We start from the raw sequence: 23,557 nt of genomic DNA on the forward strand, positions 1-23,557 counted from the left end.
AAGACAATGTATTTGTGCGGTGTGCCGCCGCTCTGTGTGGCATCCCGACGAGTGCCCAGCCATGAAATCCCTTGATTTCCTCTCAGACGAAGAGTTCGCCCAGCAGGTCCAGAAGGCTGTGCGTGCCTTGCCCGACGCCCCGGCGTCCTGGCAGCGCGCCGCCGTGAACCTGTGGACGGTGGCCGCGTTCAAGAGCGCGGTGCAGTCCGTCGTCCGCCGCGTTGCGGCCGTGCTCACCTTCGACAGCTGGGCGACGCCGGCCCTGGCCCATGGCATGCGCTCGCTGCGCTCGCCGACGCGGCACCTGCTCTTCAGCGCCCAGGGCCGCGACATCGACCTGCGCATCGCCACCGTGGCCGAGACCTTCTCGGTGGCCGGCCAGATCCTGGGCCCCGACGATGCAGGCAGCATCGAACTCGCGGTGCAGCGCGGTGAAGACCGGGCCGCCCATGTCACCCACCTCGACGCGTTGGGCGAGTTCCGCATCGACGGCGTGCGCGGTGGTACTTATGTGCTGACGCTGCGCATGGGTGGCGACGAGATCGTTCTGCCGGCAGTCGAGGTGGGTGAGCGGCCCAATTGAGCCTCGGCGCTGAAGAAGCGCTGACACAGGCAAGACGCCTGTTGGAGCCGGGTATGGCCACTGCCGCTGTGGCTGCCCAAGATTGCCTGGCGGTGGCCTGGGCGCTCAAGGATCTCTGCTACGAGGCCTGGAGCAGCGAGCCCCCGCGCGCAGCGCGCGCCGCCGAGGCCTTGCGCGGCTTGGCTTCCAGCGGTGTCCCTGAGGCCGACGCCCTGGAAATCGAAGGCTTGGCGCGCTGGACCGAAGGGATCGCCTGTCTCACCCGTGGCCAGATGATTGCCGGCGTGCAGGCGCTCGACGATGCCGCCGCCGCGCTGCGCCAGGCCGGCAAGCCCGACCCGGCGGCCCAGACCCAGATACCCAAGATCATGGCCTTGTCGATGCTGGGGCATCACAAGGCGGCAGCCGCCTGCGCGCGGGTGGCCCAGCGCGAACTGCTGGCGCTGGGCAATCTGCGCGCCGCCAGCCGCGTCAGCCTGAACCTGGGCGGACTGCTCGAGCGTCAGGACGAGTACGCAGACGCGGCCGACATCTTTCGCGAGGCGGCGGTGTTGTTCGCGCGCCTGGGCGACCACGAGCATTCGGTGCTGGCCGATATCGGCCTGGCGGGCCAGCTCGCCTCGATGGGCGATTTCGACGAGGCGATGCGCATCTACGCCCGCGCCCGCATGCGCTCCGAGAACCGCGGCCTCTCACTGCAGTTGGCGCTGGTCGACGAGTCGGTGGCCCTGGTCGAACTGGCACGGGGCCGCTACCGGCCGGCGCTGGCCGCCTTCGAATCGGCGCGGCGCCGCTACGAGGCGCTGGCCGTGCCCCAGTACCTGGCCATCGCCGAAAAGCAACTCGCCGATGCCTACCTGGAATTGAGGCTTTTGCCGGAGGCGCTCGCTCACTTCGACACCGCAGTCGAGCGCTTTGCGGGCCTCGACCTGCCCGATGAGCAGGCCTGGGCCCTGGTGCAGCGCGGGCGCACCCAGGCGCTGCTGGGCCAGCCGGCACCGGCAGCCGCCTCGTTCGCGTCGGCCGCGACCCTTTTCGAGGCCCAGCGCAATGCCGTCGGCCGCAGTGCGGTGACGCTGGCGCGGGCCGAACTCGCGCTCGCCCGTGGCGATGCTCCGGCGGCGCTGGAATGGGCGTCCCAGGCCGAGCACGGCTATGCGCAGGCCGAGCAGGCCGACGGCCGCGCCCGCGCCGCGGTTGCGCATGCGCAGGCGCTGCTCCAGATGGGCCAGGTGATCGCGGCTCAGTCACTGTTCGAGGCCACGTTGGCCACCGCACGCGCCAATCAGCAGGTGCAGGTGCAGGTGCGCTGCCTCACCGGCCTGGGCCTGTCGGCGCAGGCAGCCGGCCAGGCCGACGAGGCGCGCGCCGCCTTCGAAGCCGCCATCGAGCTGTTCGAGGACCAGCGCCGCACCCTGCCCGGCGACGACCTGCGTTCGGCCTTCCTCGCCGACCATCTGCGGCCGTACCAGGAGCGCCTGCGCATGGCCGTGGCGGCGGGCGAGGGTGGCGAGGCCCTGGCCCAGCTCGACCGCTTCCGCGCCCGTGCCCTCGACGAGCGGCTTGCCGAAGGGGTCGAACCCACCCTGCAGGCCGAGGTGCAACCGCTGCGCGACCGCCTGAACTGGCTTTACCGCCGCGTCCAGCAGCAGCAGGACGAGGCCCTGGTCTCGGTCACCCTCAACCAGGAACTGCTGCGCACCGAACAGGACCTGCTCGAGCGCGCACGCCGCCACCGCCTGGCAGCGCCTGCCCTTGCCGGAGGCGCGCAGCAGGGCTTTGGCGTGGCCGCGCTGCAGGCTGCGCTGCAAGAGGGCGATGCGCTGGTCGAATACGGGGTACTCGACGGTGAACTCTTCGCCTGTGTGGCGACGCAACACGCCGTGGTGCTGGTGCGCGGGCTGGCGCCCTGGGTCGAGGTGGCCGAGGCAGTGCGCGGCGTGCGCTTCCAGCTCGAGACCCTTCGGCACGGGGTCGCACCCATCCTGCAGCACATGGACAGGCTGATGCAGCGCCTGCAGTTGCGCCTGGTGCAGTTGCACGCGCTGATCTGGTCGCCCTTGCTGCCGGCGCTGGCGAATGCCAATCGCGTGCTCATCGTGCCTCATGGCCAGCTGGGCGCCCTGCCATTCGCGGCGCTGGGCGATGGCGTGACAACCCTGGTGGAGCGGCATGAGATTGCCCTCGTGCCCAGCGCGCGTGCGGCGCTGCGCGGCCTGCAGCGCCCGCCGGTGACGCCGCACCGGGCGCTGGCGCTGGGCGAATCGAGTCGCCTGCCCCATGCCGCCGGCGAGGCACGCGGCGTGGCCGCGCATTTCGACCTCGGGCTCAGCCTGGTGGGCGAGCAGGCCACGCTGCAGCAGCTGCAGGCCCACGCCGGCCAGGCCGATGTGCTGCACCTGGCCTGCCATGCACAGTTCCGCAGCGACAACCCGCGCTTCTCGGCGCTGCATCTGCACGATGGCGCGCTCACCGTCGACCAGGCCGAGGCGCTGGGGCTCAAGCCCTGCACCGTAGTGCTGAGCGCCTGCGAAACCGGTCTCGCCGAGCAGGACACCGGCGACGAGATGGTGGGTCTGGTGCGGGCCTTTCTGGTGGCGGGGGCCTCGCGCGTGCTGGCCAGCTTGTGGCCGGTCGACGACCAGCTCACCGCCGCCTTCATGGCCCGCTTCTATGGCGCCCTGCGCCAGGGCCAGTGCCCGGCACAGGCCCTGCGCAGCGCGCAGCTGGCGACCCGGGCCGAGCATCCGCATCCTTACATGTGGTCAGCCTTCGTGCTTTACGGCGGCTGGTGATTCCTGCGGGAATTGGTCACTGCTGGTCACCTTGAACCCTCCCGGATCGGGGGGGCGCAGCCTGCAAGCGACTGTAATAATCAGTTCACTCTCTTGCACTGCCGTCGGCGAAGCCGTGAAATGTGCTCAATGCACTTTTGCCGCACGCTTTTGTCCCAGCCCTTGGCCGCAGGCCAAATCGAACCGGGATGTATTTCGTGCAGTACTTCACACTCTGTCCGACGGATTCGTCCGATTTCCAGTGAGCCCGCCCATGAACCAGATGCCCCAATTCCTGCGCCGCTGCTCCGGAGCCGCGCTCGTGTCTCTGGTTGCTCTCCTGGGTGCGGGCAGCGTGTCGGCCCATGCTCAGGTCGCGAGCAAGTTCGACCAGGCCGTGGCGAGCGAGGTGCTGGTCAAGCTGCGCAGCACCGCCGATCTCCAGCCTTTGCTGGCCCGGTTTCCGCTGACGCTGGCCAGCCAGTTCGGTGCCCGCCCCATCTACCGGCTCAAGGTGATAGGCGCCGCCGCGGTCAATGATGTGCTGGCCGGCCTCGCGCTGGAGCCGGGCGTGATGCTCGCCGAGGCCAATGCCAGCCATGCCAGCCCCGAGGCGCGCCGCAACGTGCCCTGGGCCATCGGGACGGCCACCGACTACGTGGAGCAATGGGCGCCGCAGTCCATGCGCCTGGCCCAGGCCCAGACCCTGAGCAATGGCGCCGGCATCCGGGTGGCGGTACTCGATACCGGCATCGACGCCAGCCACCCCATGCTGGCCGGCCGCCTGCTGCCGGGCTTCGATTTCGTCGATTTCGACACCGATCCTGCCGAGGTTCCGGGTGGCGCTTCCTATGGCCACGGCACCCATGTCGCTGGCCTCATCGCCATGGCTGCCCCAGGCGCCTCGATCGTGCCGATGCGCGTGCTCGATGCCGATGGCGTCGGCAATGCCTGGGTGCTGGCCGAAGCCTTGCTCCGCGCCGTCGATCCGGACGGCAATCCGGCCACCGACGACGGTGCCCAGGTGATCAACCTGAGCCTGGGCAGCCTGAATCGCACCAAGCTGCTCGGCACCATCCAGCTGATCGCGACCTGCGGCGATCCCGTGCTCGGGGATCCGGTGGCAGACCTCAGCGATCCGGGCTACGCCGACGACCGGGCGCGTTGCGCCGCCGCCAGCACCGGCACGGTCGTGGTGGTCGCTGCCGGCAACGACGGCAGCAGGAGCATCAAGCAATACCCGGCGGCCGAGAGCGTCTATGGCGTGATTCCGGTGGGCGCCACCGGCAGCAACGGTTTCATGGCGGGCTTCAGCAACTACGGCAGCTGGATCGATGTCGCGGCTCCCGGTGGTGGCATCACCAGCCTGGCGGCAGGGGGCGGCTATGCCACCTGGAGCGGCACCTCGATGGCCGCACCTCTGGTGGCCGGCACCGTGGCCCTGTTGCGCGCTCGCGAGCCCGGCCTGACGCCTCGCGCCGTGGCCGAGCGCATCCGCAAGTCGGGTGCCACGGTTTGCGGCAGGGTTTCCCAGGTCCAGGTCAATGCCATGGCGGCTCTGACCGACAGGCTGCCGGCGCCGCTGAACTGTTCCTTGACTCAGACGAGCGGCTTCACCTCCAGCAGCCGCTTGCGCTGACCGACATAGCCGCGTGCCGCGCTGAGCAGGTTCCAACCCAGCCACGCGTAAGAGGCCGCCAAGGCGGCGCCAGCCGGCCGCGCCAGCGGTGGCCAGCCACTGCGGCGAGCAGCAAGGCCAGCGCCCAGCCCTGCAGCCTTCCCTGGCCCGCCAGGCCTGCGGCAGGGATCATCTGCTTCATGTTCGGCACCCCCGCGGTCGGCACGCCCAGGCGCTGCAAATGCAGCCAGTTCAGGAAGGGCAGGATCTTGACCATCATGCCGCTGATCGCCGGCGTGAACACGCCGACCAGGGCCAGCACGCCCTGGGCCACCGCGGTACGCGGATCGGTGCCCAGGGGTGGCCACACCGCACAGGCGGCGCCCAGCGTGCAGAAGGCCAGCAGCGACAGCATGGCGAGGCGAAAGTGCCGCGAGGTAGCGTCATGGATCTTGCGCTTGCGCGTGTGCTGCAGCCACAGCGTGATGGCGCCGTGGCCGGCGGCCAGGGCCAGCAGCAGCAGGGCCAGTGCCGTGGCCACCGGCCCCAGGTTGAACCACAGCTGCGCGCTCCAGCCCAGCAGCAAGGCCAGCAGCAGCGGCGCGAAGGCGCGCGTGTAGCGTGGCGGGTAGGCCTGGGTGAGCTGGAACATCGGTACGACGTGGTAAGACACGCCGGCCAGCAGCATCAGCGACCAGCCCCCGAGACCCCAAGCCAGGTGGACATCGGTCAGCCTCAGCAGCGGCAGCGGCAGGCCCAGCGCGACGGTGGCCACCAGAGCCGCACCCAGCGCCACGGTCACCGCCAGTCCGCCGACGGCCGCGCGCAGCGTCCACAGCGTCATCCCGGTGGCCGGCGTGCGCCACAGGCCCCAGGACACGACAGCGGCAAATCCCAGCCCGGCCAGCAGCAACAGCGGTGCGGCGGCCTGCCATAGCGCCGGCCACGCGAACAGCCAGCCGCCGGTGAGCATCAGGGTGCCGGCCAACAGCAGCGCTTGCACGGCCGCCGCCACCCAGGCCGGTCGCCAGACATTGGCGCCCACCGCCACCGGCATGAACTGCAGCAGGGCGCCGCACATGGCCTGCAGCATGAAGCCCAGCGCCAGCAGATGGGTCAGGGCCAACGCCTGCGGAGTCCAGCGCGAGGCCAGGGCATCGCCGCCCTCCACCACCAGCAACAGGCCGGCAAGCACGCCGAAGACCGGCGCGGCCAGGAAGAAGCGGTAGGGCACCGAAACCGGTGGTGCCTGCTCGAAGGACAGGCCAAAGGCCCCGGCCACCGCCCAGCCTCAGCCGTGCGGTCCGCGCGAATCGCGGATGCGGACCTCGTTCGTGCCGTCGGGCAGTTGCCGCTCGCTCCAGCCGTAACCGCGCGGGCCCAGGATGTCGAACAGCGGCTGCGGCCGGCAGAACAGCAGCAGCACCAACTCCTCGCCCTCGGCCAGGCCTTCCAGGGCCTGGAGGCAGAGCTGCAGCGGCTCGGGCGGCTCCATGCCGCGGCCGTCGATGACCCTCGTCATGCCTGCGCCAGCCGGCCCGCCAGCCCCGCGGCGAGCGCTGCGCCCGCCACGGCGCGGTCGCACATCGGATAGAGGATGTTCTCTTCCTTCAGGTTGTGCTGCTGCATCAGGATGAGCAGGGTCTCTGCCGTGCCGCCATAGCCCTCGGCGTCGCGCGCCGCCAGATCGCGGCCGAGCTGGGCCAGCAGATCGCGCATCTGGGCGTGTTCGCCGCGCATGATCGCGGTCGGGCCCGAGCACATGCCGGTGGCGGCCTCGAAGGCCGGGAACAGCAGTTCCTCCTCGCTCGCGAAGTGGGCCTCGAGCTGGCCCTGCAGCAGTGCCAGCGAGGCCGCGCCCTGGTCCCAGCGGCCCTCGGTCGCGTCTTCCTCGGCCCGCGCGAAGATGTCGTCGCAGTGCCGGTGGTGCTCGCGCAGCGGGGTGGTCAGGCTCATGGCGGTGCTCTGGCGTTGGGGTGCGGCATCTTGCGCAGGCCGCCGCCGCCACGCCTTGATGACGGTCAACGGCCCGGGCCGGGCTTGAATTCCTGCGCGCGGCCCCAAAATCCGCCCCTTCTGGCAGCCGCCGGCTGCCGGTCCCCCTTCCCCCGAACAGCCCAGAAGATCCATGGAAAAGCAAACCCTGTCGTTCCAGGCCGAGGTCAAGCAGATCCTGCACCTCGTCACCCACTCGCTGTACTCGAACAAGGAGATCTTCCTGCGCGAGCTGGTCTCCAATGCCTCCGACGCCTGCGACAAGCTGCGCTTCGAGGCTCTGGACAAGGCTGAGCTCTACGAAGACGCGCCGAATCTCGAGATCCGCGTCGGCTACGACGAGCAGGCCAAGACCATCACCATCAGCGACAACGGCATCGGCATGAGCGCCGAGGAGGCCGTGGCCCACCTGGGCACCATCGCCAAGAGCGGCACGCGCGAATTCATGGCCCGGCTCGAGGGCGAGCAGAAGAAGGATGCCAACCTCATCGGGCAGTTCGGCGTCGGCTTCTACAGCGGCTTCATCGTCGCCGACCGCATCACGGTGGAAACGCGCCGCGCCGGCGCCGCCGCCGCCGAGGGTGTGCGCTGGAGCAGCGGAGGCACGGGCGACTTCGAGGTCGAGACGATCGAGCGCGCCCGGCGCGGCACCGACGTCATCCTGCACCTGCGCGAGGGCGAGGAGGAGTTCCTCTCGGCCTGGAAGCTGAAATCCATCATCGGCAAGTACAGCGACCACATCAGCCTGCCGGTGCTGATGCAAAAGCAGAGCTGGGACGAGGAAAAGTCGGCCCAGGTCACCACCGACGAGTGGGAAGCCGTCAACAAGGCCGCAGCGCTGTGGACGCGCGCCAAGAGCGACATCACCGACGCCCAGTACCAGGAGTTCTACAAGCAGATCAGCTACGACCAGGAGGCGCCGCTGGCCTACACGCACAACCGCGTCGAGGGCCGCACCGAATACACCCAGCTGCTCTACGTGCCGGCCAAGGCGCCGTTCGACCTGTGGAACCGCGACAAGCGCGGTGGCGTCAAGCTCTATGTAAAGCGCGTCTTCATCATGGACGACGCCGAGGCGCTGATGCCGGTCTACCTCCGCTTCGTCAAGGGCGTGATCGACAGCGCCGACCTGCCGCTCAACGTCAGCCGCGAGCTGCTGCAGGAAAGCCGCGACGTCAAGGCCATCCGCGAGGGCTGCACCAAGCGCGTGCTGGCCATGCTGGAAGACGTGGCGGAGAACCAGAAGGACAAGTACGCCGAATTCTGGAAGCAATTCGGCAGCGTGCTGAAAGAGGGCATAGGCGAAGACCACGCCAACCGCGAGCGCCTGGCCAAGCTCTACCGCTTCGCCAGCACGCAGGCCGACGAGGGTGTCTCCTTCGAGGACTATGTCAAGCGCATGAAGGAAGGCCAGGAGGCCATCTACTACGTCACCGCCGACACCCTGGCCACGGCGCGCAACAGCCCGCAGCTGGAGATCTTCCGCAAGAAGGGCATTGAGGTGCTGCTGCTGGTGGACCGCGTCGACGAGTGGATGCTGTCCCACCTGTACGAATTCGACGGCAAGCCGCTGACCAGCGTCGCCAAGGGTGGGGTCGACCTCGGCTCGCTGCAGGACGAGGAAGAGAAGAAGGCCGCCGAGGCCGCCGCCGAGGCCTTCAAGCCGGTGCTGGAACGCCTGAAGACGGCGCTGAAAGACCGCGCCAAGGACGTGCGCACGACCGCGCGCCTGGTCGATTCGCCGGCCTGCGTCGTCGTCGACGAGGGCGACATGAGCGCCCATCTGGCGCGCATGCTCAAGCAGGCCGGCCAGACCGCGCCCAAGAGCCTGCCCATCCTGGAGGTCAATGCCGAGCATGCCCTGGTCAAGCGCCTGGACGGCGACGCGCGCTTCGACGACCTGGCCCAGATCCTCTTTGACCAGGCATTGCTGGCCGAAGGCGGCCAGTTGGAAGACCCGGCCGCCTATGTGCAGCGCGTCAACCGCCTGCTGACCACGGGCTGAGCGCCCGGCGCATCAGCCCTTTGGGGGCTTGACGGCCGGCCCGCCGGGCCTAGTCTGGCGGCCGGCCCCACTTCCTCTTCAACGACCGGGTCCGGCAGCCAGGAGTACGCATGAACACCTTCACCCCGTCCCGCAACTTCATCACCGTCCGCCAGGCCGGCCGCGCCGCGCTGGTCGCGCTGGCTGCCCTGCTCGTCGCCTGTGGCGGCGGCGGCGACGCCACCAGCTCCCAGCCGGCGCAGGTGGTGGCGCCGCCCACGACACCGGCCACGCTGGGCACGACGGAGGCCGAGGCCAGCGCCGCGGTGCAGGCGGCGGTGGCCAGTGCCGATGCCGCGGTCAACCGTTCCAGCGCGCTCAGCGGCCTGGGCGCCCTGCTTGGCACGCCCATCGGCATGGCGCCCGAGCCCCAGGCCACGCGGGCGCAGCCGCTGGTGGTGCGCAACCTGCCCTGCGGCGACCTCATCGACGCGCCCTGCAACGGCAGCGCCACCGTCGACACCAATCTGGCCGACAACGCCACCGCCATCCCGGCCGGCGCCTTCTTCGACGTCCGCTTCAACGCCGTCAGCGGCTTCATCTTCGGCCGCAGCGCCACGCTCGCCGGCCGGCTGCGCATGGATTTCCTGAGCGCCATCGACGCCGATGCGCAGACCCCGGCCGGCCTGCACGTCATCCTGACCACCGAGCAGTTCGGCGGCTCGCTGGGTGGACGTGCTTTCGGCCCGGTCAGCGATATCGCCGAGCTGCGCATCAGTGCCCAGGGCGTGGCGTCAGTGGTCGCCGCCGGTCGCCAGTACACCGGCCTGGGCACGGTGTCGGTGACCGACGCCAACAACTACACCCTCGGCAGCGGCTCCGTTCGTGCCGCCCACTGGACCGCCGCCAACACCTATGTCGACCTGGCCTTCGAGAACTGGCGCGTGGTGAACGGCCGTCCCGCACCCGGTTCGGCGCTGACGGTGAACGGCGCCGCCGGCAACAGCGCTTCCATCCGCGTCAGCGGCACGACGGCCGACACGGTCGTGTACGCCGTGACACTGACTTCGGCTGCCGCGACGCTGAACTTCAGCGTCATTGCCACCTACCCGGCCGGCGGCGGCGCGCCGAGCTACCGCGTCGTCGGCGGCTAGGCGCCACCCATCAGCTCGATCTGCTCGCGCAGCTGCGTCGTCTGCTGGCTCCAGTAGGCGGCGCTGCCGAAGAAGGGAAAGTTGATCGGGAAGCTGGGGTCGCCCCAGCGCGCGGCCAGCCAGGCGCTGTGGCGCAGCATGCGCAGGGTGCGCAGCGGCTCGATGAGGGCGCGCTCGCGGTCGTCGAAATCGCAGAACTGCTCGTAGCCTTCGAGCAGGGTGTTCAGCTGCTGTGCCATGGTCGACGGGTCGCCCGAGACCAGCATCCACAAATCCTGCACCGCCGGGCCTTGCATCGCGTCGTCGAGGTCGACGATGTGCGGCCCGCTGTCGCGCCACAGCACGTTGCCGATGTGGCAGTCGCCGTGCAGACGCAGCGTGGCGAGGCCGCGCACGGCGTCGAAGGCGGCGATCACGGCGGCCAGCGCGCGTTCGCAGGCCTGCTGCCAGGCCGGGCGTTCGGCGTCGGAGACGTAGCCGCCGTCCAGCAGCAAGGCCTGTGCGCGCGGGCCGTCGACGTGCGGGTCGAGCCGGTGGCGGTGCTCGAAGGGCCGCTGCCGCCCCACGGCGTGCAGCCGCCCGATGAAGCGGCCGATCTGGCGCAGCGTCGCCGGGTCGTCAAGCTCCGGCTCGCGGCCGGCGCAGCGCAACGCCGCGGTGTAGCGGTGGGCGTGGCCCTGGAGGCTCAGGCAGGCCAGCGTGGGCGGCTCGCCACACAGGCGCAGGCCTGAGACGCCCGTCACGGCGTCGACCAGTGCCAGCGGCGGCACCACCGGCACCTCGGCGGCGGCGAGTTCGAGCGCGAAGCCGTGTTCCTCGACGATTTGCGCCTCGCTCCAACGCCCCGGCCGGTAGAACTTGGCCACCACCGCGCCGCCATCTTCCAGAAAAACCTGGAAAACCCGGTTCTCATAGGAGTTGAGCTGCAGCACGCGACCGTCGCCGCGCAGCCCGACGGCGTCGAGCGCGTCGAGCACCTGCTGGGGATCGAGGCCGGAGAAGTTCACTCAGGAACGGGTCGAAGAGCGCCGGGTGTCGACCGCGGCGCCGCCCTCGTCAACCTTCATCCGCCCCTGCTCAGCACCTTCGCCGCCGGTCGTGCCGAGAGCGGCAGGGCCGCTGTCGGTGAAGAAGAAGGAGTCGTAGGCAGGCATCGATTCGCGCCAATGCGTCAATTGCTCGTGGCGTCGCGCCGGAGCAACGCCTTCCAGCGGCATCGGTGCCGAGGCTGGCTGCGTGCCGGCGGCGGCGCTGCCAGTCTGGGGCACAAGCGCCTGCAACTCGGCCGGCAAGGGCAGGCGATCAGCCGGGCAGCGCAGGTAGCGCACGCGGCAGGCGGCCAGCACCGATTCCTTGATCTGGAGCGCACGCCCCGGCATGGGGCGGGTGCCCTCGATGTCGATCACAAGCAGCACGCGCCCATTGGCACTGCAGACCGCGAAATCGACGTGGAGGGCGCCGAGCAGGCGGTACCAATAGCGCAGCTGGCGCGGGTCGGTGGGCTGGCACAGGCGCACCAGCGGCAGCCGCGACAGCACCAGCTGCTGGGGCAGGGCTTCGTGCAGATGGCGGTAGACGCGGCGCTCATCGGTGCCAAAGATGGGCCGGGCCGACAGCGGCCATTCCGTGGGCAGGGTCGGGGTGCGGCGCGAGCGCTGGCGCAACAAAAAGAGGCCGCCGCCGAGCAGCAGCACGACGGACACGGTGGCGATGGCCCAGGGCAGAACGGTTTGCATGGTCGGCTGGCGCTGCTTGTCGCTGCCGAACCGTGCAACAACTCACGTCTCGACGCCAGTGTGGATGCTACGCCCCACCTGCGCCTCGGACATCACGAATTCGCCGACTATGAGGCTCCGTGGGCGCCCGAGCCCCAGGTCCAGGCCGGCCACAGGCCGTCCAGGCGCCTGACTTGCAGCTTGACCTGGTAGTCGAATTCGGCGGCCCTGTGGTCGAGCAGGGCGCCGATCTGCGAGCCCAGCGTGTCTTCGGGCAGCGCGAGCCTTGCCACCACCTGCGGGCCGTCAAAGCTGATCTCGGCGCCGGCATTGCGCACGATGTTGAGCATGGGCACGTTTTCGCGGGCGACATAGATAACCATCAGGCCCACGCCGCGGTTGCGGGCGTGCATCACCGCGTGCTCGAAAAGTCGCGTCCCAAGCCCCTTGCCGCGCGCCTTGGGCAGCACCGAAACGCCGAATTCGACCTCGAGACCGTCGTTGTCGAAGGCCAGGTGAGCCATCCCGACGAGGCGCAGGCGGCGGTCAAAGACGCCGTAAAGCTCGTCGCGGCCGAAGTCCATCTGCTCGACGTATTGGCCGATCTGTTCGTCGCTGGCAACGTGGCCGAAACGCAACAGACGGGCGTCGTCGGCAAGGGCCAGCAGATGGGCCAGCACGCGTTCTCGGTGGCGTGGCGCCAGCATGCGGATCGGGATCCAGTTTCCCCTGGGCGCAGTGCGCACGCCGGCGGGGGCTTGCGATGTTTGCTGCAGTTTCATGGCGACTCCCAGGTGTTCATCGACATGGTAGTCGAATGATTTAGGGTTAACCCTCAACAAGGCCTTGGGCTCGGCCGTTGACACCCTTGCGGCAATCAACGCCGGCGTCGTATACTGATCGGCTTTCCCCCGTGGTTCGGCTGGGGGAGAGCCAGCCTGGCGGTGTGGCAGTCCTTTTGCAGGAACGCTCACCGCACGCCCGAAAGGGTCCGAGAGGCCGCCTGCACAAGCGGCGCCGAGGAGCGGGCCGGATCGGCATCCGCCGAGCGTTCAGCCGACAGACCTGCGCGATTCGCCACTGGGCGGCTCGTGCAAATCCGAAAGACCCTCATGAAGACCTTCAGCGCCAAGCCGGCCGAGGTGACGCACGAGTGGTTTGTGATTGACGCCACCGACAAGGTGCTCGGACGTGTTGCCAGCGAAGCAGCACGCCGTTTGCGCGGCAAGCACAAGGCCATTTACACGCCTCACGTCGATACCGGTGATTTCATCATCGTCGTCAACGCCGACAAGCTCCGCGTCACCGGGGCCAAGGCCACCGACAAGATGTACTACCGGCATTCCGGCTACCCGGGCGGCATCTATGCCACCGCGTTCAAGGACATGCAGGCCCGCCACCCGGGTCGCGCCCTCGAGAAGGCGGTCAAGGGCATGCTGCCCAAGGGCCCGCTCGGTTACGCGATGGTCAAGAAGCTGAAGGTCTATGCCGGTGACACCCACCCGCATACCGCGCAGCAGCCCAAGCCGCTCGAGATTTGAGGACGCAGCGATGATCGGACTTTGGAACTACGGCACCGGCCGCCGCAAATCGAGCGTGGCTCGCGTCTTCATCAAGAAGGGCAGCGGGCAGATCGTCATCAATGGCAAGACCATCGATGATTACTTCGGTCGCCAGACCTCGATCATGATCGTGCGTCAGCCGCTGCTGCTCACGGGCAACAACGAGGCCTTCGACATCAAGATCAACGTACACGGCGGCGGTGAATCCGGCCAGGCCGGGGCCGTGCGCCACGGCATCACCCGTGCGCTGATCGACTACGACGTGGCCCTCAAGCCCGACCTCAGCCGTGCCGGCTTCGTGACGCGCGACGCACGCGAAGTCGAGCGCAAGAAGGTCGGTCTGCACGGCGCCCGCCGTCGGAAGCAGTTCAGCAAGCGCTGATCCCTGGGTCGGGCTGCCTTGGAGGCGGCCCGCGCGCCGGAACGAGAGCCGCAAAGCCGCCTGGCCCGTCTTGCACGGGCGGCGGCTTTTTCATTGTCGTGGCGGCAATGCCCGCGCCTGGGCAAGGTGTTGGCCCGGCGTGGGATCATTGCCCTCTTGCGCCGCGGCCGGCCGCAGGTCTGCCGGCCCTGGAAGTGCGGCGAGAATCCCTGGCTTGAATCCGCCGCCGCCCACAACTGGACAGAATCAGTACCGGAGCCCGATATGAACGCCATCGCAGAAGTCCTTCCCACCGCGGCCGAAGACCTGCCGCCGCTGCCGCTGATCTTCACCGACAGCGCCGCCGACAAGGTCAAGGAACTCGTCGACGAGGAAGGCAATCCCGACCTCAAGCTGCGCGTCTTTGTGCAGGGCGGCGGTTGCTCGGGTTTCCAGTACGGGTTCACCTTCGACGAGGTCGTCAACGAGGACGACACGCAGATGGCCAAGAACGGCGTCACGCTGCTCATCGACGCCATGAGCCTGCAATACCTGGCCGGCGCCGAGATCGACTACAAGGAAGATCTGCAGGGCGCGCAGTTCGTGATCAAGAACCCGAACGCCACCACCACCTGCGGTTGCGGCTCGTCCTTCTCGGTCTGATGTACACGCCGGCCGCCGCTCAGGCGGCCGGATAGAGAGCGCCCAGCACTCTTGCTGCGCGCGCCCCAGTCACATCCGGCAGGTTGCCCGGCTCGCGGCGCAGGTGTGCGCGTGCCAGCCAGGCGAAGGCCAGTGCCTCGACCTGGTCAGGCGGCACGCCGGCATTTGCTGTTGATGCGACCGCCACCCCGGCGCCCAGGCGGGACTTGATCCGCGCCATCAACAGGCTGTTGTAAGCGCCGCCGCCGCAGACCAGCAACTGCCGCGTTGCAGGTGCATAGCCCAACAGCGCCTCGGCAGCGCTGCAGGCCGTGAGTTCGCCCAGTGTCGCCATCACGTCCACCGCGGCCAGCGAGATGCCGGCGAGTCGGGCGTCCAGCCAGGCGGCATCGAAGAGCTCGCGGCCCGTGCTCTTGGGCGGCAGGCGTGCGAAGTACGGCTCGGCGAGCAGGCGCTGCAGCAGGGCTGCGTCGACCCGGCCACCGGCCGCCCAGGCGCCATCGGCGTCATAGGCGAGGTTCAGATGGCGTTGGCACCAGCCGTCCATCAGCATGTTGCCCGGGCCGCAATCGAAGCCGCTGACCGCGCCCGCAGCGGGCAGCAGCGTGAGGTTGGCGATGCCGCCCAGGTTGAGCACCGCGATGTCGTGTCCGGGCCACCCGAAGACCGCGGCGTGGAAGGCCGGCACCAGCGGCGCCCCCTCGCCGCCGGCGGCGAGGTCGCGGCTGCGGAAATCGCAGACGACGGCTATGCCGCACAGTTCGGCCAGCAGGGCGCCGTTGAGCAATTGCAGGGTGTAGCCGTTGCCGTCGAACTCGCGCGGCCGGTGGCGCACCGTCTGGCCGTGGGCGCCGATGGCGCTGATCGCGTCGGCCGCCAGCCCGCTGGCCGCCAGCAGTGCCGTCACCGTCTCGGCATAGAGCCGGCTCAGCGCATTGGCCGCCAGCGCCGCGGCGTGCAACTCGTCGGCGGCCGGGCGGTTGAGGGCCAGCAGCGCGGCGCGCAGCGGAGCCGGCATGGGCAGATGGACATGGCCGCGGGAACGGAACTCGCCGTCCGGCCCGTCTTCGGCCAGCACCGCATCGACGCCGTCGAGGGAGGTGCCCGACATCAGCCCGATGGTCCAGGCCATGGGGCGGCAGCGCCTATTCGAAAGTGGCGCGCTGGCTGCTCAGGGTCTGGGCGACATCCAGCTCGGAGCGCACCGTGCGTGCCAGCGCCGCGAAGCGCGGCCTGGAGCCGGCGTCCAGAGGCACCGTCTCGGCGGCCTTGGCGGCCACCAGCGGATCGAGATGCTGTCCGCCGACGCGGAATTCGAAGTGCAGATGCGGACCCGTGCTCCAGCCGGTCATGCCCACCGCGCCCAGACGCTGGCCCTGCTCGATGTGCTGGCCCTGGCGCACGTCGATGCGGCTCAGGTGAGCGTAGAGCGTGCTGCGCTCGCCCCCGTGGCGCACCTGCACGACATTGCCGTAGCCGTTCTGGCGCCCGGCGAAATCGACCACGCCGTCGCCGACCGCACGCACCGGCGTGCCTATGGGTGCGCCGTAGTCCACGCCCAGGTGCTGGCGCCATTGCCGTGCCAGCGGGTGCAGGCGCATCGCGAAGCCGCTGGTGACGCGCGAGAACTCCATCGGGCTGGCCAGGAAGGCGCGGCGGCGGCTGCTGCCATCGGGGCTGTAATAGGCGCCGCGGCCGTCAGGGCCGTTGAACCACACGGCCTGGTAGGTCTTGTTGCGGTTGACGAACTCCGCTGCCAGCACGCGGCCGGCGCCTTCGTTCCAGGTCACCGGCTCGCCGTCGGCGGTGAGCGCCTCGTAGACGACGCTGAAGGTGTCTCCGCGCTTGAGTTCGCGGTGGAAATCGATGTCGCCCGAGAAGATGTCGGCCAGTTGCACGGCTACCGCGTCGGGCAGGCCGGCCTCGTCAGTAGCGGCGAACAGCGACTGGCGGATGCTTCCGCTGGCCAGGCGCTTGCGTGATTCGAAGGCCACGCTCTGCGTCTGCGCGCTCCACTGGCCGCCGCTCAGTGCCACCGTCAGGCGCGTGAAGTGGCTGCGGGCGAGTTCGGAGCGCTCGGTCGGGTAGCGCGCGATCAGTTCAACCAGGCTGCCATCGGCGGCCGTGCGAGCCTGCACCATCTTGCCACCGCGGCCGCCAAGGAGGGCGCGGGCGCTGGCGTTGTGGCGCAGGAAGGTGGCCGCGGCTGCGTCGCGCACGCCCAGGCGGGCGAGCAGGGTCTCGGCGCTGTCGGTGGCGCGCGTGATGTCGCTGCGCGTGAGCTGCAGGTCATGGGCGGCTAACGCGTCAAGCTGGGCATCGAGGCCGGCCGGCTGCACCGGCTCGGTGACGATGGTCTGCGGCAGCGTGCCGGCGTCGGGCACCAGCGGCGCCACGGCCACGGCAGTGACGGCGAAGCCGGCCATCGCCACCACCGCCGACACGACGATGCCGCGGCGGTGCTGCCTGGCCTGGCTCATAAGCCCTTGCAGGGCGCGGTCGGTGGAGGAATTCAAGCCCGAATCGACGTCTCAGGGGCCGTCATGCCGGTGTGGGCACGCGTCGCCGTTGTTGCTCTGGAAGGCCGCCTTGTCGGCGCCGGCCCGCGGGGCGGGAGCGCCGGGACGGATGGCGGCCGTCCCCTAGAATCCGTTTGCCAGTCCGCCGCAGCGCGGCAGCCAAGCTCATTGCCCATGACAATGCAATGGGAATGCCGAGTATACCGGGTGCGGTTCGTGCAATTGCCCCGAAAAACCCCGTGATGTAACAAGCAATGACCGAGCCTCAAACCGTGCCGGCGGCCGCAGACTGGCCCGTCACCGACCGTGTCCGCGAGGCCCTGGCGGTGTCGCTGCGTGGCTGCGAAGAACTCCTGCCCGAGGCCGATTGGCTCAAGAAGCTGGCGCGCTCGCAGGCCACCGGGGTGCCGCTGCGCATCAAGCTCGGCCTCGACCCCACCGCGCCCGACATCCACATCGGCCACACGGTGGTGCTCAACAAGATGCGCCAGTTGCAGGATCTGGGGCATCAGGTGATCTTCCTCATCGGCGATTTCACCTCGATGATCGGCGACCCCTCAGGGCGGAACGCGACGCGGCCGCCACTGACGCGCGAGCAGATCGAGGCCAACGCCCAGACCTACTATCGGCAGGCCAGCCTGGTGCTGGACCCGGCGCGCACCGAGATTCGCTACAACAGCGAATGGAGCGACCCGCTGGGCGCACGCGGCATGATCGAACTGGCCGCCAGATACACGCTGGCGCGCATGCTGGAACGCGACGACTTCACCAAGCGCTTCAAGGCCGGCAACCCGATCTCGGTACACGAGTTGCTGTACCCGCTGATGCAGGGCTATGACTCGGTGGCGCTGAAGAGCGATCTCGAACTCGGCGGCACCGACCAGAAGTTCAACCTGCTGGTGGGCCGCTCGCTGCAGAGCGAGTACGGCCAGGAGCCGCAGTGCATCCTGACCATGCCGCTGCTCGAGGGCCTGGACGGCGTCGAGAAGATGTCCAAGAGCAAGGGCAACTACATCGGCATCACCGAGCCGGCCAACACCATGTTTGCCAAGCTGCTGTCGATCAGCGACACGCTGATGTGGCGCTACTACACGCTGCTGTCGTTCCGCAGCGAGGCCGACATCGCCAGCCTCAAGGCCGCGGTCGAGGGTGGCCGCAACCCCAAGGACGCCAAGGTGATGCTGGCCAAGGAGGTGACGTCGCGCTTCCACGGTGCCGCCGCAGCCGATGCGGCCGAGCAGGATTTCCAGCGTCGCGCCGCCGGCGGCGTGCCTGACGACGTGGCCGAAGTGGTGCTGGCCGGCGCGCCGCTGGCCATAGCCAACCTGCTCAAGCAGGCCGGCCTCGTGCCGTCCACCAGCGAGGCCATGCGCATGATCGAGCAGGGCGGCGTGCGCATCGACGGCGCCGTGGTGTCCGACAAGGCGCTCAAGGTGGATGCCGGCACGGTGGTTGTGCAGGTGGGCAAGCGCAAGTTTGCACGCGTCACGCTGAGCGCCTGATCCGCACCGGGCCGTCCTTGGAAGTCCGCACCTATCTCAAGATCTCGGTCGGGGTCGCGCTCGCCACCATCGCGCTCAAGACAGGCGCCTGGTGGGTGACGGCGAGCGTCAGCCTGCTGTCGGACGCAATGGAGTCGCTGGTCAACCTCGCCGGTGCCATGTTCGCGCTGGTGATGGTGACCATCGCCGCGCGTCCGCCCGACGAAGACCATCCCTACGGCCACCACAAGGCCGAGTACTTCTCCAGCGGCTTCGAAGGCGTGCTGATCTTCGCCGCCGCGGTGGGCATCATCTGGGCCGCGGTGTCTCGGCTGCTGCATCCGCAGCCACTCGAGGCGCTGGGCCTGGGCCTGCTGCTGTCGGTGCTCAGCTCCACGCTCAACGGGGCGCTGGCCTGGTCGATGCTGCGCAAGGGGCGCGCCGCGCGCTCCATGGCCCTGCAGGCCGATGCGCGCCATCTCTTCACCGATGTCTGGACCTCGGCCGGCGTGCTGGTGGGCCTGGGCGCGGTTCACCTCACCGGCTGGCTCTGGCTGGACCCGGTGGTGGCCATAGGCGTGGCGCTGAACATCATGCGCGAGGGCGGTTCGCTGGTCAGCGGCTCGGCCGACGCGCTGATGGACCGCGCCATCGAGCCCGACGCGCGTGCCGAGATCGACAAGGTGCTCGCGGGCTTCGGCCACCAGACCATTCGTTTCGACCATGTGGTCACGCGCCGCGCCGGCCAGCGCCGCTTCGTCGACCTGCACATGCACATGCCCTCGTCCTGGACCTTGGGCCGCGCCGCCGCCGTGCGCGGATCGGTCGAACAGGCGCTGATGAGCGCGGTGCCGGGGCTGCGCGCCACCATCCAGCTGCTGCCGCTGGACGTGGAGGCGCACTTCAACGACGTTGAAGACCCGATCTGATGTTGGCCCTTTTGCAGCGCGTGCGCGAGGCGCGGGTGGTGGTCGGCGGCGCCGAGGTCGGGGCCATCGGCCCGGGGCTGCTGGCCCTGGTGTGCGCCGAGCCGGCCGACACGCCGGCGCTGGCCGCCAAGCTCGTCGACAAGATGCTGAAGCTGCGCGTCTTTGCTGACGCCGCCGGCAAGATGAACCTCAGCGTGCAGGATGTGGGCGGCGGCTTGCTCGTGGTCTCGCAGTTCACGCTGGCCGCCGACTGCTCGGGCGGCAATCGCCCCAGTTTCACGGCCGCTGCGCCGCCGGCCCTGGGCCGCGCGCTTTACGACGAGGTTCTGCGCCTGGCGCGCGAGCGCCACGCGCCGGTGGCGGCCGGGGTCTTCGGCGCCGACATGCAGGTACACCTGGTCAACGACGGCCCAGTGACGATACCGATCACCATGCGTTGACCGGAGCCGGGCTCAGCCGGCCCTGCAAGCCGCCTTCGCGCCTCAGTCGGCGTATTGCCCCGCGGCCTTGATTGCCGGGCCCCACTTGCTGATCTCGGCCTCGACGAACTTCTTGTGCTCGGCCGGGCTCACGCGGTTGTCGGTGACGACGACCGCGCCCAGCGCCTCCTGGCGCTTGATGAATTCCGGATCCTTGAGTGCGTTGCGCAGCGCCGCGTTGAGCTGGTCGAGCACGGGCTTGGGCGTGCCCTTGGGTGCGTAAAGGCCGTGCCAGATGGCGACATTGAAGCCCTTGAGACCTTGCGAATCGAGGGTGGGCAGCTTGGCCAGCGCGGGGGTGGTGAGCGGCTTGAGCGTCGTTACCGCAAAGGCCTTGACCTTGCCGCCCTCGATCTGGCTGCTGGTGTTGGTGGTCTGGTCGCACATGATGTCGACCTGGCCGCCGAGCAGGTCGGACATGGCCGGTGCCGTGCCCTTGTAGGGCACGGTCGTCATGTCGATCTTGAGGCTTTGCTGGAACAGCAGGCCGCAGAGGTGGGAGGCGGCGCCCAGGCCGGCGTTGGCGAGGTTGATCTTGCCCTTGTTGGCCTCGAGCCACTTGACCAGTTCGGCATAGTTGCCGGCCGGCAGGTTGGGGCGGCCGATCAGCGTCATCGGCACTTCGTTGATCATGCCGACGTACTCGAAGTCGTCGAGCACCTTGTAGGGCAGGGTGCGGTACAGCGCCGGCGCGGTGGCCATGCCGATGTGGTGCAACAGCAGGGTGTAGCCATCGTTCGTGGCCTTGGCCACCTTGGCCGAGCCCAGCGTGCCGCCGGCGCCGCCGACGTTCTCGATCAGCACCGTCTGGTTGCCGAGGTTCTTGCGCATCACCTCGGCCAGGTCGCGTGCAACCTTGTCGGTGGGGCCGCCGGCCGAGAAGGGCACGACGATGGTGACGGGCTTTTCCGGATAGGCGGCCAGGGCGGCGCCGGTCACGGCCATGGCCGCGAGGGCCAGCAAGGTCTTGTGCATGTCTAGTCTCCGGGTGCTTGGACAAGTCTTGGCGACATCCTAGCTCTGTCAGACCTTGGCCGAGGCGTGGGAACTACTTAGCGCGCAGATCCGCCGCGAGGTCTTCTCATCGACCGGCTTCCCGCAATTAACATCGGCACTCTAACGGGAGGATGGCAATGACAACAGGCGTTCTCGACAAGGTGCCGGCCCGCCGGGCCGTCGCGGTGGCGGTTCTGGCCGCGGTGCTGCTGCCGGCCCTGCCGGCCGTGGCCCAGACCGGCTATGCCGCCGGCATCTCGGTGCGCGAGCGCCTGGGTGGCAGCTGGGGCGACACCTGCCTGGAGCAGGCAGCAGATGCCACGCTGGCGCGGCTGGACCTGCCGGGCATCGGCTGCACCGTGGCCACGCCGGATGTGCGCACCACCGGCATGGCCCAGGGCCAGGCCGGCGTGCTCGGGCCTGACCTGGGTGCCCGCGCCACGCTGGGCTACGGCTACTTCGCCATTGACGCCCGCGGCAACCAGTACGGGCTGGCCGTCAACAGCGGTGCAGCCTACGGCGATCTGCTGTCGGCGGTGCCGGGTGCCCCGGCCGTCGCCACGCTGCGCTTTCAGACGCGCATGGAAGGCAGTCTGGCGGCACTGGGTGATGTGGCTGGCAACAATGAACGCTTCTTTGCGCGTGCCACGGCCCAGCTGACCTTCAGCGATGCCGTCAGCGGCGTCGTCAGCGAGCTGGCCCGCGTGGTTCAATCCACCCAGCGCGCCACCTTTGCCGACACCCTGGTGGGGGGCGGCCTGCTGGCCAGCTTTGCCGAGGTGGCTGGCGGTCTGGACATCACCTACACCTGGGACGCCAGCGCCTGGAACGGCGCGCCGCTGCTGGTGCAACTGGCGCAGACGGCGCTGGTGGTGGCCGACGGCGGCACCGCGGCCGGCCCGCTGAACCAGCCGGCGCCCTTCTCCAACGGTCCCTTCGCCGACGCGGATTTCGCCAGCACCCTGCACTGGACCGGCCTGGCGGCCTTCGATGCCGGCGGCAACGACATCACCGCGTCGGCGCTGCGTCTGCAGGGCGGGCTTTTCGGCATCGCCACGCCCACGGCGCCGGTGCCTGAGCCCGGCTCGTGGGCGCTGCTGGGTGCCGGGCTGCTGGGGCTGGCGGTGCGCCGCCGCTTTCAGGCGTAGCTGCGCGCGTCCTCGATCACCTTGCCGTCGTTGGGCAGGCTGCCCGGTTCGGCCAATACCACCTCGGCGCGCAGCTTGGTCACCTCGCGCACGCTGGCGGCCACGGCCGCGGCCAGGCCTTCGGGGGCGCCGGTCACCTCTACCTTCAGCATCATGTGGTCATCGGCCATCTCGCCGGCCACCACCAGGCGGGCCTTCAGCACTTCGGGGTGGCGGCGCGCGATGTCGGCCACCTGGCCGGGATGGACGAACATGCCGCGCACCTTGGTGGTCTGGTCGGCACGGCCCATCCAGCCCTTGATGCGGGTGTTGCTGCGGCCAGTGGGGCAGGCGCCGGCCAGCACGGCGCTCAGGTCGCCCGTGCCCAGGCGCACCAGCGGGTAATCGGGGTTGAGCACGGTGACGACGACCTCGCCGACCTCGCCATCGGGCACGGGGTCGCCGGTGCCGGGGCGCACGATTTCCAGGATCACGCCTTCGTCGAGCACCAGGCCCTCGCGGGCCGCGGTCTCGTAGGCGATGACGCCGGCTTCGGCCGTGGCATAGGCCTGGAAGCCCTGCACGCCGCGCGCAGCCAGCCAGTCGCGCAGCGACGGCGGGAAGGCCTCGCCGCTCACCAGGGCCTTTTTCAGGCTGGGCAGCGCCACACCGGTCTCGGCCGCCTTCTCGAGCAGGATGCGCAGAAAGCTGGGCGTGCCGGCGTAGGCATCGGGCCGCAGGTCGGACATCGCCTGAAGCTGCAACTCGGTGTTGCCGACGCCGCCCGGGAAGACTGTGCAACCCAGCGCCAGCGCGCCGCTTTCCATGATCCAGGCGCCGGGGGTCAGGTGGTAGCTGAAGCTGTTGTGGACCAGGTCACCGGCCGCAAAGCCGGCAGCGCGCATGGCGCGGGCGGTGCGCCAATAGTCATCGGCAAAGCCCTCGGGCTCGTAGATGGGGCCGGGCGACTGGAAGACGCGGCGCGCCGGACGCTGCGCGCGCTGGGCGTTCCAGCCCAGGGCCGAATACCCGCCAAAGGAACTGGTGGCGCGCTGGGCCTGCTGGCGCTCGAGCAGCTCGTGCTTGCGCGTCACCGGCAGGCGGGCCAGTGCGGCGCGCGAGTCCACCGTGGCGGGGTCGGTGCCGGCCAGGCGCTCGGCCATGGCCGGCACCGCCAGCGCGGCGCGCAGCTGGGCCGGCAGGGCGGCCATGAGCGCGGCCTCGCGGGCCGCGGGGTCGCGCTTTTCCAGGGTATCCAGAGCTTGAGCTTGCGTGTTCATTCTTCGCGTTCCCAGCGCGCCAGGCGCTTCTTGATCTCGTCGACGAGCTTGCGTTGATCGGGGGCCGAGCGCAGCGTCTGGCGGTCCCACTCGGGCGTCAGTGCCAGCTTGCGCGCGATGCGAGCGTTGATGGCGCCGTCCTCGGCCACCAGCTCGAGCACGCGCTTGCCGCGCAACTCGAAGCCGTTGCCGCGCTCGGCCAGCTTGAGGTCGCGCAGGCTGCGCCTGAGCTGCTGCAGCGCCTCGTCGGCCTTGAAAGGCGGCGGCGCGAAGCCACCCAGTTCATCGTCAGCCATGGCAAAACCTCTTATCGAGCTGACGCCGCGGAACCGGCTCC

23 protein-coding genes are annotated in these 23,557 nt (G+C 69.5%); 12 read left to right on the plus strand and 11 right to left on the minus strand.

Translation table 11 applies throughout. From position 1 onward, the window contains the following. The first annotated feature begins 61 nt into the window (after positions 1–61). The 3 genes from JMV16_RS19360 (at position 62) to JMV16_RS19370 (ending at position 4,996) form a co-directional block, all read left to right on the plus strand. Positions 62–583 (plus strand): hypothetical protein, encoded by a 522-nt coding sequence (locus JMV16_RS19360; protein WP_201495933.1) that lies wholly within the window; start codon positions 62–64, stop codon positions 581–583. A 53-nt stretch (positions 584–636) separates the two neighbouring features. After that, complete coding sequence (locus tag JMV16_RS19365) at positions 637–3,378, plus strand: CHAT domain-containing protein (RefSeq protein ID WP_201495934.1); 2,742 nt, start codon at positions 637–639, stop codon at positions 3,376–3,378. Positions 3,379–3,631: 253 nt separating this feature from the next. Next, complete coding sequence (locus tag JMV16_RS19370; RefSeq protein ID WP_201495935.1) at positions 3,632–4,996, plus strand: S8 family serine peptidase; 1,365 nt, start codon at positions 3,632–3,634, stop codon at positions 4,994–4,996. Here JMV16_RS19370 and JMV16_RS19375 read toward each other — a convergent pair. The 3 genes from JMV16_RS19375 to JMV16_RS19385 are packed head-to-tail and all read right to left on the minus strand — an operon-like array spanning position 4,971 to position 6,931. Then, complete coding sequence (locus JMV16_RS19375; RefSeq protein ID WP_201495936.1) at positions 4,971–6,257, minus strand: hypothetical protein; 1,287 nt, start codon at positions 6,255–6,257, stop codon at positions 4,971–4,973. The two genes, JMV16_RS19370 and JMV16_RS19375, sit on opposite strands and share 26 nt — an antisense overlap. 9 nt (positions 6,258–6,266) lie before the next feature. Continuing rightward, the gene (locus JMV16_RS19380) at positions 6,267–6,497 is read right to left on the minus strand and encodes a DUF2249 domain-containing protein (protein ID WP_201495937.1); all 231 of its coding nucleotides are present in this window, start codon (positions 6,495–6,497) and stop codon (positions 6,267–6,269) included. Then, positions 6,494–6,931, minus strand: a complete 438-nt coding sequence (locus JMV16_RS19385; RefSeq protein WP_201495938.1) for a hemerythrin domain-containing protein — start codon at positions 6,929–6,931, stop codon at positions 6,494–6,496. The genes JMV16_RS19380 and JMV16_RS19385 overlap by 4 nt, the downstream gene beginning before the upstream one ends. Before the next feature lie 172 nt (positions 6,932–7,103). On the opposite strand from JMV16_RS19385, the gene htpG reads away from it, so the two are divergent. Continuing rightward, positions 7,104–8,975 (plus strand): molecular chaperone HtpG, encoded by a 1,872-nt coding sequence (htpG, locus tag JMV16_RS19390; RefSeq protein WP_201495939.1) that lies wholly within the window; start codon positions 7,104–7,106, stop codon positions 8,973–8,975. 110 nt (positions 8,976–9,085) lie between these two features. Then, positions 9,086–10,108 (plus strand): hypothetical protein, encoded by a 1,023-nt coding sequence (locus JMV16_RS19395; protein ID WP_201495940.1) that lies wholly within the window; start codon positions 9,086–9,088, stop codon positions 10,106–10,108. On the opposite strand, the gene JMV16_RS19400 is transcribed toward JMV16_RS19395, so the two are convergent. The 3 genes from JMV16_RS19400 to JMV16_RS19410 form a co-directional block, all read right to left on the minus strand. Beyond that, on the minus strand, positions 10,105–11,115 hold the full coding sequence (locus JMV16_RS19400) for a serine/threonine protein kinase (RefSeq protein WP_201495941.1): 1,011 nt from the start codon (positions 11,113–11,115) through the stop codon (positions 10,105–10,107). The genes JMV16_RS19395 and JMV16_RS19400 overlap by 4 nt on opposite strands. Then, on the minus strand, positions 11,116–11,844 hold the full coding sequence (locus JMV16_RS19405; RefSeq protein ID WP_201495942.1) for a DUF2726 domain-containing protein: 729 nt from the start codon (positions 11,842–11,844) through the stop codon (positions 11,116–11,118). It abuts the gene before it with no gap. Positions 11,845–11,951: 107 nt separating this feature from the next. Beyond that, on the minus strand, positions 11,952–12,605 hold the full coding sequence (locus tag JMV16_RS19410; RefSeq protein ID WP_201495943.1) for a GNAT family N-acetyltransferase: 654 nt from the start codon (positions 12,603–12,605) through the stop codon (positions 11,952–11,954). Positions 12,606–12,935: 330 nt separating this feature from the next. On the opposite strand from JMV16_RS19410, the gene rplM reads away from it, so the two are divergent. The 3 genes from rplM (at position 12,936) to erpA (ending at position 14,409) form a co-directional block, all read left to right on the plus strand. Next, positions 12,936–13,364 carry a 50S ribosomal protein L13 gene (gene rplM, locus JMV16_RS19415; RefSeq protein WP_201495944.1) on the plus strand — a complete coding sequence of 143 codons (429 nt, stop codon included), beginning with the start codon at positions 12,936–12,938 and terminating at the stop codon, positions 13,362–13,364. Positions 13,365–13,374: 10 nt separating this feature from the next. Continuing rightward, positions 13,375–13,767, plus strand: coding sequence for a 30S ribosomal protein S9 (rpsI, locus tag JMV16_RS19420; RefSeq protein ID WP_201495945.1), 393 nt, complete (start codon positions 13,375–13,377; stop codon positions 13,765–13,767). Positions 13,768–14,031: 264 nt separating this feature from the next. Further along, a complete protein-coding gene (erpA, locus tag JMV16_RS19425) occupies positions 14,032–14,409 on the plus strand; it encodes an iron-sulfur cluster insertion protein ErpA (protein ID WP_201495946.1) in 378 nt (125 codons plus the stop codon). Positions 14,410–14,428: 19 nt separating this feature from the next. Here erpA and JMV16_RS19430 read toward each other — a convergent pair whose 3' ends face one another. Continuing rightward, complete coding sequence (locus JMV16_RS19430; RefSeq protein WP_201495947.1) at positions 14,429–15,541, minus strand: anhydro-N-acetylmuramic acid kinase; 1,113 nt, start codon at positions 15,539–15,541, stop codon at positions 14,429–14,431. Between the two features lie 13 nt (positions 15,542–15,554). Further along, positions 15,555–16,889, minus strand: coding sequence for a M23 family metallopeptidase (locus JMV16_RS19435; RefSeq protein ID WP_201496031.1), 1,335 nt, complete (start codon positions 16,887–16,889; stop codon positions 15,555–15,557). Between the two features lie 293 nt (positions 16,890–17,182). Here JMV16_RS19435 and tyrS point away from each other — a divergent pair, with 293 nt between their 5' ends. Genes tyrS through dtd form a run of 3 tightly spaced genes read left to right on the plus strand, consistent with a single transcriptional unit; the run spans position 17,183 to position 19,778 of the window. Continuing rightward, complete coding sequence (gene tyrS, locus JMV16_RS19440) at positions 17,183–18,430, plus strand: tyrosine--tRNA ligase (protein ID WP_201495948.1); 1,248 nt, start codon at positions 17,183–17,185, stop codon at positions 18,428–18,430. A gap of 17 nt (positions 18,431–18,447) precedes the next feature. Continuing rightward, positions 18,448–19,338 (plus strand): cation diffusion facilitator family transporter, encoded by an 891-nt coding sequence (locus JMV16_RS19445; protein ID WP_201495949.1) that lies wholly within the window; start codon positions 18,448–18,450, stop codon positions 19,336–19,338. Then, positions 19,338–19,778, plus strand: coding sequence for a D-aminoacyl-tRNA deacylase (gene dtd / locus JMV16_RS19450; protein ID WP_201495950.1), 441 nt, complete (start codon positions 19,338–19,340; stop codon positions 19,776–19,778). Before JMV16_RS19445 ends, dtd begins: the two co-directional genes overlap by 1 nt. A gap of 42 nt (positions 19,779–19,820) precedes the next feature. On the opposite strand, the gene JMV16_RS19455 is transcribed toward dtd, so the two are convergent. Next, positions 19,821–20,792, minus strand: coding sequence for a tripartite tricarboxylate transporter substrate-binding protein (locus JMV16_RS19455; protein WP_201495951.1), 972 nt, complete (start codon positions 20,790–20,792; stop codon positions 19,821–19,823). Between the two features lie 158 nt (positions 20,793–20,950). Between JMV16_RS19455 and JMV16_RS19460 the strand changes: the two genes are divergently transcribed. Then, positions 20,951–21,961 (plus strand): PEP-CTERM sorting domain-containing protein, encoded by a 1,011-nt coding sequence (locus JMV16_RS19460; protein ID WP_201495952.1) that lies wholly within the window; start codon positions 20,951–20,953, stop codon positions 21,959–21,961. On the opposite strand, the gene JMV16_RS19465 is transcribed toward JMV16_RS19460, so the two are convergent. Together JMV16_RS19465 and JMV16_RS19470 are read right to left on the minus strand one after the other, a co-directional pair. Then, positions 21,952–23,220 carry a phenylacetate--CoA ligase family protein gene (locus JMV16_RS19465; protein ID WP_201495953.1) on the minus strand — a complete coding sequence of 423 codons (1,269 nt, stop codon included), beginning with the start codon at positions 23,218–23,220 and terminating at the stop codon, positions 21,952–21,954. The two genes, JMV16_RS19460 and JMV16_RS19465, sit on opposite strands and share 10 nt — an antisense overlap. Continuing rightward, on the minus strand, positions 23,217–23,516 hold the full coding sequence (locus JMV16_RS19470; RefSeq protein WP_201495954.1) for a hypothetical protein: 300 nt from the start codon (positions 23,514–23,516) through the stop codon (positions 23,217–23,219). Before JMV16_RS19470 ends, JMV16_RS19465 begins: the two co-directional genes overlap by 4 nt. Positions 23,517–23,557 lie beyond the last annotated feature (41 nt).

It is taken from the genome of Rubrivivax sp. A210 (assembly GCF_904426505.1).
GTDB lineage: Bacteria > Pseudomonadota > Gammaproteobacteria > Burkholderiales > Burkholderiaceae_C > Rubrivivax.